This is a genomic window from Paenibacillus sp. JCM 18996, from assembly GCF_055392555.1.
This window is the reverse complement of the sequence record NZ_AP043884.1, coordinates 2,928,843-2,945,780: the sequence shown is the minus strand read 5'-3', so window position 1 is coordinate 2,945,780 and position 16,938 is coordinate 2,928,843. Positions and strand designations below refer to the sequence as shown.

The following is a 16,938-nucleotide window of genomic DNA, read 5'->3' as shown; positions in this document are numbered from 1 at the left end:
ATATGGTACTATAGAAGGTGAAAGATAGAGTTTGCGAATTACGCTCCTATAGGGGTCACACAGGCGGTGAATTCAGGATGTATGGGAAAATACTGGTGGTTGACGACGAACAACCCATTGCAGATATATTGAAGTTTAATTTGGAAAAAGAGGGCTATGAGGTCATTTGCGCTTATGACGGCGGAACCGCGGTCGAGCTGGCACTCAAGGAGGATCCGGATTTGATCCTGCTCGACCTGATGCTGCCCGTGAAGGACGGCATGGACGTGTGCCGGGAAATCCGCGTGCATCGCAGCACTCCGATTATTATGCTGACGGCAAAAGACACGGAGCTCGACAAAGTGCTGGGTCTTGAGATGGGAGCCGACGATTACGTCACGAAGCCATTCGGCAACCGAGAGCTGCTGGCGAGGGTGAAGGCCCGGCTGCGCAGGCAGAATTCGGCGCCCGAGAAAGTGCAGGAGACCAAGGCTCATGATGGAATAAAAATTCACGGCCTGTTAATCGATACTGACACTTATGTCGTATACAAAGACGGCACACCTCTGGATCTGACGCACCGGGAATTCGAGCTGGTTCATTACATGGCGAAGAATGTCGGCAAAGTGATGACCAGAGAGCACCTTTTGCAGGCGGTATGGGGATTTGAGTATTTTGGCGATGTGAGGACGGTCGATGTCACGATCCGCAGGCTCCGCGAGAAAATCGAGGACGATCCGAGCCGGCCGGATTATATTATTACCCGCAGAGGCCTGGGTTATATGATGCGAAACCCCAAAACGGGGGGAGCATAAAATGAAGCGGATTCGCTTATTTCAAGCGATTCAGGCCAAGCTGATCATTATCTACGTCCTCCTCATCCTCATAGCCATGCAGCTGATCGGCGTCTATTTCATAAAGACGGTGGAGAATTATTTCAAGACCGATTATATGAATTCCCAGAACGATCAATCCGTCACTGTAGCCTCGTTAGTGGACCGATTTTTGAACCCGGACAAGAGAAATCCCGATGATAAGAAAAATGAGCAGGAGTTGAACGATTTTGTCTCCAAGCTGTTCGCGGTCAACAACTCCGAAATTCAAATTATCGATGCCAACGGACTTATCCTCAGCACTTCGCTGAACAACCATCAGAATCTCGTTGGACAGAAGAACACCCAAGCGGAGGTAATATCCGCGCTGCAGGGGATCAAAAATAACCACCGCATGTTCATGGACGTGGATGGGTTCCGCAAGCTGATCAACGCGACGCCGGTCACAGCGGGCTCGAAGGTGATCGGTGCGGTGTACATCGTTTCGTCGATGGAAATGCTTTACAAGACGATGAACCAGGTGAACCGCATTTTTATCGGAGGGACGGTATTCGCACTGGCGCTGACCGCCATTCTGGGTGTAATCCTGTCGCATACGATCACAAGCCCGATTAAAGAGATTACGGAACAGGCGACCGCTGTTGCGGAGGGGAATTTTGACCGGCGTCTGAAGGTTCGGGGACAGGACGAGATAGGCCAATTGGCGGAGACGTTCAACACGATGACCAACCGATTGAAAGAAGCGCTGTGGATTAACGAGGAGGAGAAGGAGAAGCTCGCCTCCGTGCTGTCCAATATGAATGACGGGGTGATAGCCACGGACAGCAGCGGACGGATCATCGTTATCAACAGCAGTGCCATGCAAATACTCGGTACAGAGGACGAATGTATCGGACAGCATATGACTGAGGTGCTGGGTTTGTCCCTGGAAGACATTGAAGAGTTAACCTTAGGCGACGACAATGCGACGGTCTTGCAGGTGAACATCGCAGGAAAGGAACATCCCGTTTCGGTAAAAGCCGCATTTACCCCGATCCACCGGGGCGGCGAAGGCATTACAGGAACGATAGCGGTGCTGCAGAATGTGAGCGAACAGGAGAGATTGGAACAATCGCGCAAAGAATTTGTCGCTAACGTATCGCATGAATTAAGGACTCCGCTGACCACGCTCAAAAGCTATCTGGAGGCGCTGGACGACGGAGCCCTGGAGGAGCCGCAGCTGGCTCAAAGATTCGTAGGCGTGGCGCGCAACGAAACCGAACGGATGATCCGCCTGGTCACCGATCTGCTTCAGCTGTCCCGGCTTGATAACAAACAGGCAAGTTTGTCCAAAGAGCCCACGGACATAACGGAGATGCTGGATGAAGTGGCGGACCGCTTCTCCTTCCAGCTTCGGCAGCGCAAGATTCAGATCAGGATTGCAGTCGAGCGCGGCCTTCCGGAAGTGCAGGTGGACAGGGACCAGATCGATCAAGTATTGGACAACCTGATCTCGAATGCTATCAAATATACCCCTGATGCAGGGAAAATCAATATTGAAGCAGGCCTCCAAGGCAAGGATTATATCGCAATCGGGATCCAGGACAACGGCATCGGAATTCCCAAAAACGATTTGGACCGGATCTTTGAACGGTTTTATCGAGTCGACAAAGCAAGATCACGGAATATGGGAGGGACCGGACTCGGACTGTCCATTGCCCGGGAAATAGTAAAAGCCCATGGCGGGACTATCGCTTTGGAGTCCGAATTGAATAAGGGAACCAAAGTGACATTCACGCTGCCGGTTCCTCAAGGGGAGAGTGTGAGCGCGTGATAGAAAAGCTGAAAACTATTTTTTTGACGCTGCTCGTAGTGACCAGTCTTCTTCAGAGCTTTATGCTAGGGTTTAACTCTCCTCAATTCGACCCGATTGCGCAGAACGGTTATGTGAAGGCGGAACCGCTGGGAAACAAGCTGGAGCTCGCGGATTTACTGGTACCCGACCAGATTGTTCTTCACACCGGGAACAGCATCCACTCCGTTCTTTACCCAGGCACGGGCAACTACAACCTGGTATTGCAAGGGATCAAGAATCGGGATATCGAGGGCTTCCGCAAGCTTAACGCCTTCGGCTCGAACCTGAATTGGGAGGAATACCGCAATAAACATATCGGTGTCGAAGTGCGATTCCGTGACGGCATTCCGATGAACCTGCTGCAGAAATGGATGCAGATCAAGGGGGACACCCCACCGGAGAACGATTTGGTGACCAGCATCTGGATTACCTCGAAAGAGAACAAGGACGAGCTGAAAACTTACTTTTTGACGGATTCGCCCAATGTAGTCTATGAAGCGGCCAAAGCGGATTACACGAGCAAGGACCTGGAGAATTTTATGAGGAGCGCAGAGCTTCCTTACCATACAACGAACGGCGAATATTACCTGCCCAACAAACCGATTCAGGCGACGTCGTATAAGCTGACGTACAACCTGTTTACGGAAGACCAGCTGCGCCGCAGCCTTTTCGTAGACCCGAACATTACGCGCAATTTGCCGGACAAAGACGGTTCGATAATTACCGATTTTAAAAGAAGCCTTATCATTAAAAACGACCAGCGGTGGTTCAGCTACTCCGAATCGGCGGTGCCGGTGGAGGGGAAATTCGATTTTCGAGAAAATATAACGTCCGCCATCCAATTTATTAACCAGCATGGAGGGTGGAACGGGAAATATGTTCTTGGCAAAAGCCCGCAGCTGAAATCGAATACGACGAGCCAGACGATCTTTTTCAGGCAGTATTATGATTCGCTCCCCATCGTGCCGCCCAAAAATGAAAATTTCGGATTTTTTAAGCTGGCGGTGCAGAAAGGAACGGTCTCCAATTACGACAGGCCCATGATCCGCGATCTCACTGAGGTGCGAAGCGCTCGCAAAGAAGTGACTCTTGCCGGAGGAGAAGAGCTGGATGCCAAGGTGGGCGCTCTCGTCCTGAGTGGAGCAGTCCGTGCCGTGTTTCCCGCGTACAAGCCGGTGTTTGGAGAACAATCGACGGTGGAACTTGTACCGGTGTGGGCTGCGGAAATGCGGGACGGCACGTATGAGTATTTGCAGTAAGAAGAACGCGGCGGTTTGATTTTGGGAGGAAAGGAGGGTTCCGATGGACTGGAGCAGAGCGAAGACGATTCTGATCATTACCTTTTTTTGCTTGAATGTGCTGCTCTTTTATCAATTGAGCGAGGCCAGGTCGCAGCAGGAAGGCACGCAGGTGGACGTGAATATGCTTGTGAACGAGACGAAGAAGCTGCTGGAGACCAAGCAGATCAAGCTGACCGGTGAGATTCCGAGAGAGGCGCCCAAGCTGAAATTGATCAATGTGGACTTTACAGGCAGCGCACCCGCAAAAATCCCGGTGGAAAAGCCTTTTAAATACAGCCCTAAGCCAGGCAGAGGATCTCTTAAAGATATTGAACCGAAATTCGGCATTAAACGTTGGGACAGCTATCAGTTCGATCCGGTGGAAAGCAAAAAAGAAATCTATGTGCTTAACCAGATGTACGGCAATTATCCGCTTTTTGATGTGCAAATGGAGCTTTTTGAGACGAACGGTCAAATTGTGGCTTACAGACAATCGCTTGTTGAAGTACAATTGGCAGGGGACCAAAAACAGCAGAACGTAATTCCGGCGTATACGGCGATTCGCTGGCTGGCGGAGAATTATTTGCCGAGCGGCTCCGTGATCAAGGAAATCCGGTTAGGCTACCACGGCCAGCTGCTGGATTCGCAAATGCAGTCCGCGGTTCCGCTTTGGCCGGTCTGGAGAGTATCTTTGGAAAGCGGTGAATCTTACTATATCCATGCTTTCAATGGGGCCATCGAATCCGTGCAGCCGAACTCTCCCGTGCGCAAGCCGCTGCAGTAGGTTTTACGGCAACAGGATCAGGTTTTGGACGGCCGCGGCTGACTGAAGTTTAGGTGTGCGGGTCTGCGGCATCGGAGGGAATTATTGGAATATAAGGAAGAAGGGAATAAAGGAAATGAACTTGCGTTTTAGTGTGTTGTCCAGCGGTTCTACGGGGAATTCGATGGTGGTGGAGAACGAAGAGCATCGGGTCCTGGTCGATGTAGGCTTCAGCGCCAAGAAAATGGAAGCTCTGCTGGCAGAAAGGGAAGTGGCGGCCGCGTCGCTTGACGCTGTGATGATTACTCACGAACATTCGGACCATATCAAAGGATTAGGGGCTTTTGCCCGTAAATATAATCTCCCGGTCTATGCCAACGAGAAAACATGGGAGGCTCTGAACAATCAGATCGGGGAAATCGCGGAAGAGAACAAACGAGTGATGGATACCGGATCCGTAGTGGAATTCGGGTCGCTGCAGATAGAATCGTACGCTATTTCCCATGACGCGGCGGAGCCTGTGGGCTATTGTTTTCATGAGAGGGAGCAGAAGCTGAGCCTTGCGACGGACTTGGGGTATATGAGCTCCAAAGTAAAAGAGACCATCGCGGACTCGGACGTGGTCGTGTTGGAATCGAACCATGATATTAACATGCTGCGCATGGGGAAATATCCATGGAATATCAAGAGGCGCATTCTGGGCGACGAGGGCCATCTGTCCAACGAAGCGGCAGGAGAAGCGTTATGCGATATAGCGACCAGCCGAACCAAGAGGGTGTATATGGCGCATTTGAGCCGGGACCACAATGTAATGGATTTGGCCAAGCTGACGGTGACCGATGTTCTGCGGGAGAACGGCTTCTCCTGTGACGGCAAGGACGTGAAGCTTATGGATACGTACTTCGACCGTTCTACTGCGTGGGATCGCCTGGATCCGTAAAGGAATGTTGGTCAAAGGACGTGAAGCTTATGGACACGAACTTTGAGCGTTCTACTGCATCGGATCGCCTAGATCCGAAAAGGAGCGTTGGTCGATTTCCTTGGCTCTTTGCGAGATTTCCTGAGAGGTCAGCAGACCTTTTTCAATCAACAGCTCTACTACGGCGCTCATAATCAGCGTATTCAGGTAATGCTCTTCTTTCAGGTCAGCCAGTTTGCCGATCATATCAATTTCATTTAATTGTGATTGTATGCGATTCATAGGGAATCTCTCCTTTGCTATCAAGCTATCAATATTATTCGTTGAACACTGCTTTTGTAAGCGGGTAGATATGAAAACATTGCTGTAACCGAGAAAAACTGTCGTTGATATGTAAAAAAAATTTTAAAAACTTGATGCTTCGTATAACTAGAATTACCCTTTTTGTCAAATTGAAAACAGGTAAAGTTAATTTTTATAAAACTTTTCGTGGCGAGCGGCTTCATAGAAAAGTTACATAGTATGGCCAAGTAAGACGGAAGCTGTCACAAAGAAGTATAGATGTGCGGAGAGGGAGAGCCCTATGAGTTTTTTTGACGACGATTTCTATTCTACGAAAGTAAACCGGTGGAAAAATTCGGGGAGACGCTTTCTTAGCAAGAGGAAGACATGGGGAAAGCCTGCTGTTCTTATGGCGGGATCCGCTGTGTTCGGCGCGCTGGTCACGCTTATGGCGGTTGCTTTTTTTGCAGGCGGGTTGGGCAGCTATAAGGGAGGCCCGGCGGAGGCCAAGGCTTCAGCTGCGGTGAAAGCCGACGACGAAGCTCGAACAAGCGATTCTGTGGTGCATACTGCCGAGAAAGTGGGACCGACGGTGGTCAGCATCATTGCCAGCGGGAGCAGCGGAGTGAAGCAAGGGCTGAGCATTTCTCACGGGTCGGGTGTGATGTTCCAGAAGCAGGGCGACAAAGTGCGCATTGTAACCAATAACCATGTGGTGGACGGAGCTTCACAGCTGGAAGTGGTGACCTGGGTCGGAGAACGGAAGAAAGCCGTATTGGTGGGCCAGGATAATATGACGGATCTGGCGGTGTTGGAGATCGACGCTGCAGGGGTGAAAGCCATTGCCGAGTTTGGAGATTCGGACCAGCTCAAAGCGGGTCAAACGGCCATTGCCATCGGCAATCCGCTGGGCATGGACGGCGCTCCCACTATAACCCGCGGCATCATCTCTTGGCCGAAGCGGACGATTCCCGTGCCGGTTGAAAAAGACGGCGACACGGCATGGGAAATGGAAGTCATCCAGACGGATGCGGCCATTAACCAGGGAAACAGCGGCGGAGCCCTGGTCAGTCTCGACGGGAAGGTGATCGGGATCAACAGCATGAAGGTTTCCAGCGCGGGAGTGGAAGGCCTTGGTTTTGCTATTCCTGTCAATCAGGTTAAGCCGATTGTGGAGACATTGATCACACAGCATAAAGTGAAGCGGCCCTATATCGGGATCGTTTCGCAGGATTTGCAGTCATTTTCAGGAACGGATGGATTAAAGCTTCCTTCGGATGTGAAAGCTGGTATTATCGTGCTCGATGTGAGCGGTCCAGCCAAGGACGTGGGGCTTCGCACGAACGACCTGATTGTAGAATTGGATGATAAGCCTATTGCAAGCACAATCGCAATGCGCAAGCTGCTGTATTCGGAGAAAAAGATCGGGGATAAGCTGAAGGTGACATTTTATCGGGGGACGAAGAAGAGCACTGTAACGCTTACGCTGGGTGAGTTGAAGTAGATGGTGGTGGGGATTGGGTGAGATGAGGGGTAAGAGTGGTAAGAGGAGAAGCGGGGCGAGAGTGGTAAGCGGATTAAAATGATAGAGCGAAAGCGGGATGAGAAATCAATAGCGTGGGAGTTAAAGGAATCGATGCCGGGACGAGGAATATTATTTTATGCTGAAGCGGGGTTTGCATATGTACGTGGTTTGTAAGGAACATCTGGAGATTGCCATTGATATGTTCGTGGATGAATATGAGGAAGCGCCGGATATTGTCGATTTGGAAGAAACCAAGTTCAAGGATTGGACCCCTCCGGCTTGCTGTGAGCAGTGTGAGCGGAGTGGAAGGTTTTTGGTTGTTTAAGTGGGAGTGTAATGGGTTATGACCACCCACCGTGCAGCGCTGCAACGCATGCCGGGAGAGATGCGCGTTTGATGGGAAGGAGGGCTGAAGGTCTTCCTTTTTTAGTTGGCTGGCGTTTGGGAGTCTAGAATTGCAGTTTGGCTAAGGAGCGGATGCGATGAATATACAGATTGTGGCGGTTGGGAAGCTGAAAGAGTCGTATTTGGTGAAGGGTATTGCGGAATATGCGAAGCGGCTGGGGCCGTACTGCCGCTTAAGCATAGCGGAGGTGCCTGACGAGAAGGCGCCGGAGCATATGAGCGAAGCCGAAGAGCTGCAGGTGAAGCAGCGCGAAGGCGAGCGAATCCTCGCTCAGATCAAGAGCGAGGCGTTTGTCATTGCGCTGGCCCTGGACGGCCAGCAGTGGAGCTCTGACGAGCTGGCGAAGCAGCTCGATCAGTTGGCCACCTACGGGCGCAGCCACGTGGTGTTCGTCATTGGCGGCTCGCTGGGGCTGAGCGAGCCTGTGTTCACGCGGGCCGACGCGAAGCTGTCGTTCGGCCGCTTGACACTGCCGCATCAGCTGATGCGGCTGGTGCTGGTTGAGCAGGTGTACCGTGCGTTCAAGATTATGCGAGGGGAACCTTATCACAAGTAATGGTAAAGCGGTAGATAGAGCTTTAAAGACGGTTGCGGGAATGGCATGTTCACTCCCTCTTGGAGAAATGTTTTTGCTGTGACCGTTCCGCTCTTTTGCGGTCTGTCCGACTTAACGGCAATCGCAAATAGCATTAAGTTTTCTTGTTTGTTTTCTGATTGAATACAATTGTTTTCATCAGAAAAAAATATTACAATATAACTCGTCAGTGAAGTAATGCAGGTTAGACAAATCTTTCTAACTACTTGAATGTTTTATGAAGAAGTAACGTAGAGAACGCTTACACATAAATAAAATACCGGTAGTTCTTCAACATTGTGGGCATTTGCAGTTTGTACAAAATAACAGCTAAGAGTAGCAGTGGGAAAGAGGAATGAAATGAAAAACAAAGAATTGAAGAGGAGTCTTGAAACGCGTCATATACAGATGATTGCTTTGGGCGGTACAATCGGAGTTGGGTTATTTATGGGTTCTGCAAGCACGATCAAATGGACAGGTCCATCAGTTATGCTTGCTTATGCAATTGTAGGAATTTTTATATTTTTCATCATGCGTGCAATGGGGGAAATGCAGTACGTAGAACCGAGCACGGGGTCCTTTGCAACCTTTGGCCATAAGTACATTCATCCTTTGGCGGGATATACGACGGCTTGGAGCAACTGGTTCCAGTGGGTCGTTGTCGGGATGGCGGAAATCATTGCCGTTGGGACCTATATGAAGTACTGGTTTCCGGATTTACCTGCTTGGATACCAGGTATTATCGCAATGGTGATTCTAGGTGCAGCCAACTTATTCTCCGTTAAATCATTCGGTGAATTTGAGTTTTGGTTTTCCTTGATTAAAATCGTAACAATCGTATTGATGATTGTTTCAGGGATTGGTCTAATTTTCTTTGGGATTGGCAACGGTGGAAACGCGATCGGGTTATCCAACCTGTGGCAACATGGGGGCTTCTTTACCGGTGGCTGGTCAGGCTTTTTCTTTGCTCTCTCGCTGGTGATTGGGGCTTATCAAGGTGTCGAGCTCATCGGTATTACAGCGGGTGAGGCAAAAAACCCGCAAAAAACGTTAACGAGTGCAACTCAAAGTATTATTTGGCGTATTTTGATCTTCTATATTGGCGCGATTTTTGTAATCGTAACCGTTTATCCTTGGAATCAATTGCATGCGATCGGCAGCCCGTTCGTTGCAACGTTTGCGAAACTCGGTATTACTGCAGCGGCGGGGCTCATCAACTTTGTCGTCATCACGTCTGCCATGTCTGGTTGCAATAGTGGGATTTATAGCGCAGGGCGCATGCTTTATACATTAGGAGTTAATGGACAGGTACCAAAAATATTTACGAAACTATCCGGTAACGGCGTGCCTCTGCTGGGAACGATTGGTGTGATCGTGGGCTTGGGCATTGGCGTGTTCTTAAGCTATATTGCACCGGAAAATCTGTTTGTACATGTGTATAGCGCTAGTGTACTTCCCGGTATGGTGCCGTGGTTTGTTATTCTGATCAGTCAAATGAAATTCAGAAAAATAAAGGGAACTGAATTGGATAATCATCCGTTCAAAATGCCTCTCGCCCCAGTAACAAACTATGTAACCATTGCCTTTTTGCTTATGGTATTGATCGGTATGTGGATTAATGATGATACACGCATCTCCCTTATTACCGGAATTGCTTTCTTAGGTATTGTTGTGATTAGTTTTTACGTTTTCGGAGTTGGCAAGGCTGTTCCGGTGAGTGCTCAAACCGGTGATGAAAATACGGGCAGATTGGTTGGCAAAGAATAGAAGCAATCCATCAAAAAGCGGATGCCCCAAACGGGTAGCTCGGAATGACTAAAACCCCATAAAGAACAAAAAAACATCCCGTTTCTCTACCTAAGTGAAATGGGATGTTTATTTTTTTAATGAAAGCGTGAAAGTTTTGCTTGACGAGATGAAGGGTTTTATGCGATTTTACTGGTGTCGAATAGGTAAAAGAGCGCGAGAAGCGAGAAAAGGTGAAACACTCTGAAAGCTAATCGGATGGAAGCATTCAGCGATGGCGTGCTGGCGATTATCATTACGATCATGGTGCTGGAATTCAAAGTGCCGGAAGGCCATGATTGGCATGCGCTAATCGAACTTGGCCCGAAAATTCTTAGCTATATCTTCAGTTTCGTATATGTCGGCATCTACTGGAACAATCATCATCATCTGCTGCACATGGTTCGAACGATGAACGGGCGGTTAATGTGGCTCAACTTGCTGCTTCTCTTCTGGCTATCCCTTATTCCGTTCACGACAGCTTGGATGGGAGAAAGCCATTTTGCAGCCACTCCAACGGCGCTGTACGGTATTATTCTACTGCTAGCGGCGCTCTCGTACTGGCTGCTTCAGCGCGCGATTATTAACCAGCATTCCGGCGATTCCTCATTCGTCGTGGCGATGGGCAAAGACTGGAAGGGGAAATTATCTCCTTTACTCTACTTGATCGCGGTCTTGACCGCGTATGTGAGTGCTTGGATATCCGGCTTCTTTTTCGTACTCGTTGCCGTGATCTGGTTCGTGCCGGATAAGCGAATCGAGCATGCCCTGAGAGGCCATTAAGAAATGCTCTTCGAATTCTCGCGTGTAGGCGGGCTTCGAAGAGCTTTTTTGGCTGATGCCGTCGTCTTGTAGCGAATGGAGCACCCGTTGAGTTTACATGCGCCAGGTCTAAACTCTGGACAGGAGGCATCGATTTTTTCGCCGATAGACCCCGTGAAACTGAACCGTGTCACAAGTAACGGCAAGTTTTTTTGGTGGTGTGTTTTATGATACAGTAATTTTAAAGCTCGTAATGTTGTTAGGAAATAAAGAGATTAAAGGAGAGATGGAAATGTCCTATATCGTTGATTTTAAAAATGTGTCTACGGTTGGTTTAGAGTCTTCACCTGTAGTAGATGCGCTTGCTGGTTTACGTGCCAATGAAGCCCGTTACTTTATGAACAAATACAAGCATGAATTTACGGTTGTACCGGCTAGTGAAAGTCAAGAGACCCTTGATTATGTGAACCGAATTTTGAAAGAACGTGATATTGAGTTTGCGGCCAAACCTTTAGAAACGTCGCGTTTTCAAGTGGAAAATATTAAATTTGCCTACGTCTTTTATGAGGATGGTCTTGAAGTCAATGTCATGTACACGGTTGATGACCCTAAGAAGCGGGCCGTTGGTTTTAAGCTTTCTGAGGGGATGGAGGTGCCACAGGAGTTAGAAGGGAAGTTTAAGTTTGCTAGGCAGAAGTCCGCATTAGCTGGAACAATTCGGGGCTCGTTTTTTGTAATTAAAGGAGAATATTAAGGTAAGGAAAAGCGCAATTGGAGGAATCGCGCTGCGAGGGACCAATCGGTTGCCTAGTTGCGACGGGCACGATAGTTGAACAAAGCGAGATCAAAGAAATGGCCATCCCGCAAAAGGATGGTCCTAAAACATGCCGTTACAGACGGCGCGGTGAACCATACCACAAATTATTTTGCCTAATTGATGATATGGTGGTAAGTAATACAAGAGATTTACAAATAAAGCGGACCCTCTTTCATCTCATGACAGCGGAAAGCAGCAATTCCTAAACCTGATCAGAGGCAATCAAGTGCGCTGCAGCCGCCTGTGGATAGTATGGACAGTCTATGGAGCGACTTACGAAAAACAAGCCTTGCAGCAACAGCTTGGTTCTTCCATCTTCGGCAGTCCGCAAACTGTGAAAGATAAGCTGTAAGCCTTCCTGGACGATACCCAAGCTGACGAAATGATGGTCATCGCCCAGGTGTTTGATCACCAGGCTCGCCTGCGTTCCTAAGAAGCCGATAGACCTCTTATATTGATTTGACGAAACAAGATAGTATCAGGTAATCTATAATTATACATTATTTGTAAATAAATATAAATTTTTAAAAGAAAGCGAGGATCACTGTATGTCTGAACCTTTCCTATCAAATCGGCCGTTTGGAAAAACTGGCCTATTTGTATCACCGCTTTGTGTTGGTGGTGCTCCACTCGGTGATATGCCGGAAACCTTTGCCTATAGCGCACCAGAAGAAAATGCGCTGGCAACAATTCGTGCTGCCTTTGCAAGTCCGATCAACTTCCTCGATACAGCTGCGGCGTATGGTGAAGGTGAGAGCGAGCGCCGTATTGGCAAGGTAATTAAAGAGAATGGTGGACTCCCATCGGGCTTTGTGCTGGCCACCAAAGCTGACCGCTGCTTACAGACGGGTGACTTTAGCGGTGAACAAATCAAACGTTCCATCGAAGGAAGTCTCTTCCGCTTGGGGCTGGATCGCTTGCAATATGTTTACATCCATGATCCGGAACATTCCACTTTTGAAAATGTCATGGGACCGGGTGGTCCGCTTGAGGTGCTGAAAAACTTCAAGGATCAGGGAGTCATCGATCACATTGGCATATCTGGCGGGCCCATCCAGATGCTCATTCGTTATGTACAAACAGGGGAGTTTAGCGCCGTTGAAACTCATAACCGTTTCACGTTACTCAATCGATCAGCTGAGCCTTTGCTTGATGTCGCCAGCCGATTGGATGTTGCTGTAATCAACGCAGCACCTTATGGTAGCGGCATGCTGGCAAAAGGTCCGGATGCATACGCCCGCTATGCTTATAGTGATGCATCGCCGTTGTTGCTCGAACGCGCAAGATTGTTTGCAAGAATCTGCCAGGAACACGATGTTCCCCTAGCCGCCGCGGCACTTCAATTCTCCATGCGTGACCCCCGTGTGACGAGTACTGTCGTTGGGATGACCAAGCCGGAACGAGTCGCCCAGACGTTGGAGCTTGCTAGTCACCCCATTCCTTCTGAGCTTTGGCCTGCGCTAGACGCTGTTGGATTTGATATTGACGATCCCGAAGCGAATAGATTTACATAATGGCATGACGTGATGAGAGCTATCGAGTTGCTTGGCAGCAAGGCATCGCCATGATTCGGGAAGAAATCTCCAAGTTCATTTTGCTTCATAACGATGATTCCCCATAAGATGAATAGCTTCCGGTGACAAAAGTAGCTTATCACCAGAAGCAGAGTTTTTACCGCGTGAAATTAATGCTGGGTTTTGTTGGTACTCGTTACCATTTGGGACTTGCTATTCGAATCTTCGGCTATCGTTGGAACCTTTTGTTGAGTCGATATCTCTTGTTTCTTATGATCGGATTTGTCGTCCTCTTCCCCATTGATCAGCCCTCTTGTCGCACTTTTAAACTCGCTCAGAGTACGGCCGAACGCTCGGCCGAGCTCAGGCAGCTTGGCAGGACCGAAAATAATCAAGGCAATAATAAGAATAAGGATAAGACCTGGAATTCCTATATTAGTGAATGGCAACTCGCTCATTTCCTATCAAAAATTAAATTGGTTGCCGCAGTCTTAAAACTAAGGCCCATCGTTTCCGCTTTAAGTAACCTTCCAATTTTTATTTCGCAGCGCCCTGGAACTCTTTCACGGCTTCTATACTACTCTTTTTACCAAGCTTTATTACGCGGTACGGTTCACGACCATAGCCTTTTATTACCAGCCTATCAGGATAAATCCGTATGATGGAGTACGCATTGGTGTCGGCAGTCTCCACCATGCCTTTGAAGTTCACATAGGAGACACCGTTCTGCTCGGCATAGTTGCCGGCATGATTATGACCGTTAAAATAGGCAACCACATTGCCGGAGGACTCGAGAACCTTGACGAGAGCTTCATAATTCCAAGCGTTGTGCATGTTCTGTGGAGCAATCGGATGATGTCCCATTACTACTACCTTTTCTCCAGCTTGGACAGACTTGGCAAGTACGTCTTTTAGCCAAGTCATTTGATCCGAATCGACACCCCCGTTCCACGTCTGGGCATTGTCCGCGCCGCTCCAGCTTAGAACGTCAAAGACAGTCTTAGCATGTTGATATTTCTCAGAACCTTCGGGATTAGAATACAAGCTGAGGTCATTAGTATCGAGCATCACAAACCGCCAACCCTGGTAGCTGAAATCGTAAAAGAAATTTGGCATGCCCAGCACGTTGGCAACCTGGTTAGCGTCCATCGCATAATCATGGTTACCCAGTATATGGAACTTGGATTCTTTGAGTTGGTCGAAGACAGGCTTGATTTTAGAAAAACTCGAGGCGTCCCGGTCAATGAAATCACCCAGGTGGACGGTGAAATGGACATTGTTGTCGTTGAAGGTATGGACTGCTTCAGACAGCTTGCCAATTGAAGCGCGGTAATAACGGGTTGAACCAGCTGGCGTATCGATATCGGCATATTGAGCGTCCGCTACAAGTCCAAACTGGAAAGTAGGCTGACTGTAATCATATGTATCGTTCGAATCATTGGACGCTGCCAACACAGGTATACTGCCTAGGGGGTTGAATAGTGTTAAACCGAAAGTAACTCCGGCTAACTTGGTTGTCTTTTGCAAAAAGGTACGGCGGTCTATCTCTTCGTTCAGCACATTCTCAAGTAAATGGCTGTACTTTTCGTGTGATTGCCCATCTTTTTTCATAAGTTTTTCACCCTTCCTACCCATCATATTTTTTAGAATATTTCTTTTTTTACATACTAACTAATTGTAATGGAAAATTGTAAAGGGAAGATTGCTAAATTTTTAAGAATATATTTATTTTACTAGAGTCTATAATTTCCCGAAAAAAGGATTGTTCTGGAAGGAATAGAAATAGTACTTGTTTGAAAAGTGAGTTATCGTACGGATATTCAGTTACCATCCAGTGTAAAACACATTCTGGGGGACAGGCATGCTTTGTCCGATTATGTTGAGGAGTTCAGGTATATATCACCCTGATGTCGTGGTGGACATGATACCTTGCGTACCTGAGGCGTCATTTTTGTCAAGACAGGGTATAATAAATTGGCAGATGCAGACATGTAAAAACGCTCCCTTGTGTTGAAAAGTAGGTCATTTAAAAATATGCATAATATCCATACATGCGTGATGTGTAAAAGAAACTATGATACAACAAGACAAAAGAGGTAAAGGAGATACAATGACAGAGAATAAAGCAATAACTGAAACAGGATGGAACTTTGACAACAGTTATGCCCGTCTGCCGAAAACCTTTTATTCCAGCGTAAATCCCAACCCTGTGCGCTCGCCTAAATTGGTCATACTCAATGATACGCTGGCTGCGTCCCTGGGGTTGGATGCTCAGGGGCTGAAAAGCGGAGATAACGTAGCGGTTTTGGCTGGAAATCTGATTCCGGCAGGCGCTTCGCCTCTTGCTCAAGCGTATGCGGGACATCAATTCGGTTATTTTAACATGTTAGGGGACGGCCGGGCTGTACTGCTGGGTGAGCAGATTACTCCTCAAGGCGAGAGGGTAGATGTTCAGCTGAAGGGTTCAGGCAGAACACCATACTCCCGCGGGGGAGATGGTTTGGCGGCACTTGGGCCTATGCTGCGTGAGTACATCATCAGTGAAGCGATGCATGCGCTTGGTATCCCTACCACCCGCAGTCTGGCAGTGGTGGAAACCGGTGAGTCGGTCATCCGTGAAACTGCACTGCCTGGTGCAATTCTGATCCGTGTTGCTGCCAGTCATTTGCGTGTAGGTACCTTTCAATACGCTGCACAATGGGGCACAGCTGAGGAACTTCGGATCCTGGCTGACTATGCTATAAACCGCCATTTTCCTGAAATTGAAGGTGATAACAATCGGTATCTTTCGCTGCTAAAGGAAGTAATCAAGCGTCAAGCTCAGCTTATTGCCCAATGGCAGCTGGTTGGCTTTATCCATGGAGTAATGAACACCGACAACATGACTATTAGTGGAGAAACTATTGATTATGGGCCTTGTGCTTTCATGGATACCTATGACCCGGCAACGGTGTTCAGTTCCATTGACAGGGAAGGCCGTTATGCCTATGGCAATCAGCCGGCTATCGCCGGGTGGAATCTTGCGCGATTTGCTGAGTCCCTATTGCCGCTGTTGCATGAAGATCAGGAGAACGCTGTCAAACTGGCTCAGGATGCGATTTCAGAATTTATGGAGTTGTATCATTCTAATTGGCTGGCGGGAATGAGAGCTAAGCTGGGGATATTCCATGAAGAGAAACAGGATGAAGCCCTTATCGAAGATCTGCTTGGTATGATGCAGAAATATCATGCGGACTATACGAATACCTTCCGTGCATTGACTCACGATACGCCAAAGGATACAGTGCTGTTTGGGAACCCGGAATTCACTCAGTGGTATGATCAGTGGCAGGCGAGACTAGGCAGGCAGGAGGAGTCCAAGGCCTCGTCGCGTGAGCTGATGCGTAACAGCAATCCTGCGGTCATCCCTCGGAACCATCGGGTTGAGGAAGCACTGCAAGCCGCAGTGGAACAAGCAGACTATAGTGTAATGGAGCGGCTGCTTGATGTTGTCTCAAGTCCTTATGCCCACTCCCCCGAACAGGCCGATTACGCTGCACTGCCGGCACAGACAACTCGTCCTTACCGAACCTTTTGCGGTACCTGATACACAATATTTAGATCACAACGTTAGATTAACCAGCTAATTATCGAGAAAACTTTCCAACAATCTTTACAGAAACTGG

Annotated in this window: 16 protein-coding genes and 1 pseudogene; 14 read left to right on the top strand and 3 right to left on the bottom strand. The window is 48.4% G+C overall.

The window, feature by feature from the left end:
• The first annotated feature begins 77 nt into the window (after positions 1-77).
• The 5 genes from yycF to ACZ5N7_RS14475 all read left to right on the top strand — a co-directional run bounded on the left by yycF (position 78) and on the right by ACZ5N7_RS14475 (position 5,629).
• Positions 78-794 carry a response regulator YycF gene (yycF, locus tag ACZ5N7_RS14495; protein WP_464655118.1) on the top strand — a complete coding sequence of 239 codons (717 nt, stop codon included), beginning with the start codon at positions 78-80 and terminating at the stop codon, positions 792-794.
• Position 795: 1 nt separating this feature from the next.
• Complete coding sequence (gene walK, locus ACZ5N7_RS14490) at positions 796-2,625, top strand: cell wall metabolism sensor histidine kinase WalK (protein WP_464655116.1); 1,830 nt, start codon at positions 796-798, stop codon at positions 2,623-2,625.
• On the top strand, positions 2,622-3,905 hold the full coding sequence (gene yycH / locus ACZ5N7_RS14485) for a two-component system activity regulator YycH (protein ID WP_464655114.1): 1,284 nt from the start codon (positions 2,622-2,624) through the stop codon (positions 3,903-3,905). Before walK ends, yycH begins: the two co-directional genes overlap by 4 nt.
• Before the next feature lie 43 nt (positions 3,906-3,948).
• Complete coding sequence (yycI, locus tag ACZ5N7_RS14480) at positions 3,949-4,710, top strand: two-component system regulatory protein YycI (protein ID WP_464655112.1); 762 nt, start codon at positions 3,949-3,951, stop codon at positions 4,708-4,710.
• A gap of 115 nt (positions 4,711-4,825) precedes the next feature.
• Complete coding sequence (locus tag ACZ5N7_RS14475) at positions 4,826-5,629, top strand: MBL fold metallo-hydrolase (protein WP_464655110.1); 804 nt, start codon at positions 4,826-4,828, stop codon at positions 5,627-5,629.
• A 51-nt stretch (positions 5,630-5,680) separates the two neighbouring features.
• Here the strand turns inward: ACZ5N7_RS14475 and ACZ5N7_RS14470 are convergent, their stop codons facing one another.
• Positions 5,681-5,890, bottom strand: a complete 210-nt coding sequence (locus tag ACZ5N7_RS14470; RefSeq protein WP_464655108.1) for a hypothetical protein — start codon at positions 5,888-5,890, stop codon at positions 5,681-5,683.
• A gap of 301 nt (positions 5,891-6,191) precedes the next feature.
• On the opposite strand from ACZ5N7_RS14470, the gene ACZ5N7_RS14465 reads away from it, so the two are divergent.
• From ACZ5N7_RS14465 to ACZ5N7_RS14430, 8 genes and pseudogenes are all read left to right on the top strand, one after another.
• Complete coding sequence (locus tag ACZ5N7_RS14465; protein WP_464655107.1) at positions 6,192-7,394, top strand: S1C family serine protease; 1,203 nt, start codon at positions 6,192-6,194, stop codon at positions 7,392-7,394.
• 178 nt (positions 7,395-7,572) lie between these two features.
• Positions 7,573-7,740, top strand: a complete 168-nt coding sequence (locus ACZ5N7_RS14460) for a CxxH/CxxC protein (RefSeq protein WP_464655105.1) — start codon at positions 7,573-7,575, stop codon at positions 7,738-7,740.
• 157 nt (positions 7,741-7,897) lie between these two features.
• Positions 7,898-8,377 carry a 23S rRNA (pseudouridine(1915)-N(3))-methyltransferase RlmH gene (rlmH, locus tag ACZ5N7_RS14455; RefSeq protein ID WP_464655103.1) on the top strand — a complete coding sequence of 160 codons (480 nt, stop codon included), beginning with the start codon at positions 7,898-7,900 and terminating at the stop codon, positions 8,375-8,377.
• Positions 8,378-8,755: 378 nt separating this feature from the next.
• Positions 8,756-10,162, top strand: a complete 1,407-nt coding sequence (locus ACZ5N7_RS14450) for an amino acid permease (protein WP_464655101.1) — start codon at positions 8,756-8,758, stop codon at positions 10,160-10,162.
• Between the two features lie 222 nt (positions 10,163-10,384).
• Positions 10,385-10,963: a TMEM175 family protein gene (locus ACZ5N7_RS14445; protein WP_464659292.1), complete on the top strand. Its 579-nt coding sequence runs from the start codon at positions 10,385-10,387 to the stop codon at positions 10,961-10,963.
• A gap of 271 nt (positions 10,964-11,234) precedes the next feature.
• Positions 11,235-11,696, top strand: coding sequence for a phage tail protein (locus tag ACZ5N7_RS14440; RefSeq protein ID WP_464655099.1), 462 nt, complete (start codon positions 11,235-11,237; stop codon positions 11,694-11,696).
• A gap of 253 nt (positions 11,697-11,949) precedes the next feature.
• Positions 11,950-12,192 (top strand): annotated as a pseudogene (locus tag ACZ5N7_RS14435) (LLM class flavin-dependent oxidoreductase); the annotation flags it as partial.
• Positions 12,193-12,307: 115 nt separating this feature from the next.
• The gene (locus ACZ5N7_RS14430; RefSeq protein WP_464655097.1) at positions 12,308-13,273 is read left to right on the top strand and encodes an aldo/keto reductase; all 966 of its coding nucleotides are present in this window, start codon (positions 12,308-12,310) and stop codon (positions 13,271-13,273) included.
• 170 nt (positions 13,274-13,443) lie between these two features.
• Here ACZ5N7_RS14430 and ACZ5N7_RS14425 read toward each other — a convergent pair whose 3' ends face one another.
• Positions 13,444-13,722, bottom strand: a complete 279-nt coding sequence (locus ACZ5N7_RS14425; RefSeq protein ID WP_464655096.1) for a twin-arginine translocase TatA/TatE family subunit — start codon at positions 13,720-13,722, stop codon at positions 13,444-13,446.
• An 88-nt stretch (positions 13,723-13,810) separates the two neighbouring features.
• Positions 13,811-14,884, bottom strand: a complete 1,074-nt coding sequence (locus ACZ5N7_RS14420) for a metallophosphoesterase (RefSeq protein WP_464655095.1) — start codon at positions 14,882-14,884, stop codon at positions 13,811-13,813.
• Positions 14,885-15,383: 499 nt separating this feature from the next.
• Between ACZ5N7_RS14420 and ACZ5N7_RS14415 the strand changes: the two genes are divergently transcribed.
• Positions 15,384-16,859 (top strand): protein adenylyltransferase SelO, encoded by a 1,476-nt coding sequence (locus ACZ5N7_RS14415; RefSeq protein ID WP_464655093.1) that lies wholly within the window; start codon positions 15,384-15,386, stop codon positions 16,857-16,859.
• Positions 16,860-16,938 lie beyond the last annotated feature (79 nt).

Bases quoted from the DNA above. Each gene is read 5' to 3' on its own strand.
- yycF (WP_464655118.1), top strand. From the start codon at position 78: ATGTATGGGAAAATACTGGTGGTTGACGACGAACAACCCATTGCAGAT.
- walK (WP_464655116.1), top strand. From the start codon at position 796: ATGAAGCGGATTCGCTTATTTCAAGCGATTCAGGCCAAGCTGATCATT.
- yycI (WP_464655112.1), top strand. From the start codon at position 3,949: ATGGACTGGAGCAGAGCGAAGACGATTCTGATCATTACCTTTTTTTGC.
- ACZ5N7_RS14475 (WP_464655110.1), top strand. From the start codon at position 4,826: ATGAACTTGCGTTTTAGTGTGTTGTCCAGCGGTTCTACGGGGAATTCG.
- ACZ5N7_RS14470 (WP_464655108.1), bottom strand. From the start codon at position 5,890: ATGAATCGCATACAATCACAATTAAATGAAATTGATATGATCGGCAAA.
- ACZ5N7_RS14465 (WP_464655107.1), top strand. From the start codon at position 6,192: ATGAGTTTTTTTGACGACGATTTCTATTCTACGAAAGTAAACCGGTGG.
- ACZ5N7_RS14460 (WP_464655105.1), top strand. From the start codon at position 7,573: ATGTACGTGGTTTGTAAGGAACATCTGGAGATTGCCATTGATATGTTC.
- rlmH (WP_464655103.1), top strand. From the start codon at position 7,898: ATGAATATACAGATTGTGGCGGTTGGGAAGCTGAAAGAGTCGTATTTG.
- ACZ5N7_RS14450 (WP_464655101.1), top strand. From the start codon at position 8,756: ATGAAAAACAAAGAATTGAAGAGGAGTCTTGAAACGCGTCATATACAG.
- ACZ5N7_RS14440 (WP_464655099.1), top strand. From the start codon at position 11,235: ATGTCCTATATCGTTGATTTTAAAAATGTGTCTACGGTTGGTTTAGAG.
- ACZ5N7_RS14430 (WP_464655097.1), top strand. From the start codon at position 12,308: ATGTCTGAACCTTTCCTATCAAATCGGCCGTTTGGAAAAACTGGCCTA.
- ACZ5N7_RS14420 (WP_464655095.1), bottom strand. From the start codon at position 14,884: ATGAAAAAAGATGGGCAATCACACGAAAAGTACAGCCATTTACTTGAG.
- ACZ5N7_RS14415 (WP_464655093.1), top strand. From the start codon at position 15,384: ATGACAGAGAATAAAGCAATAACTGAAACAGGATGGAACTTTGACAAC.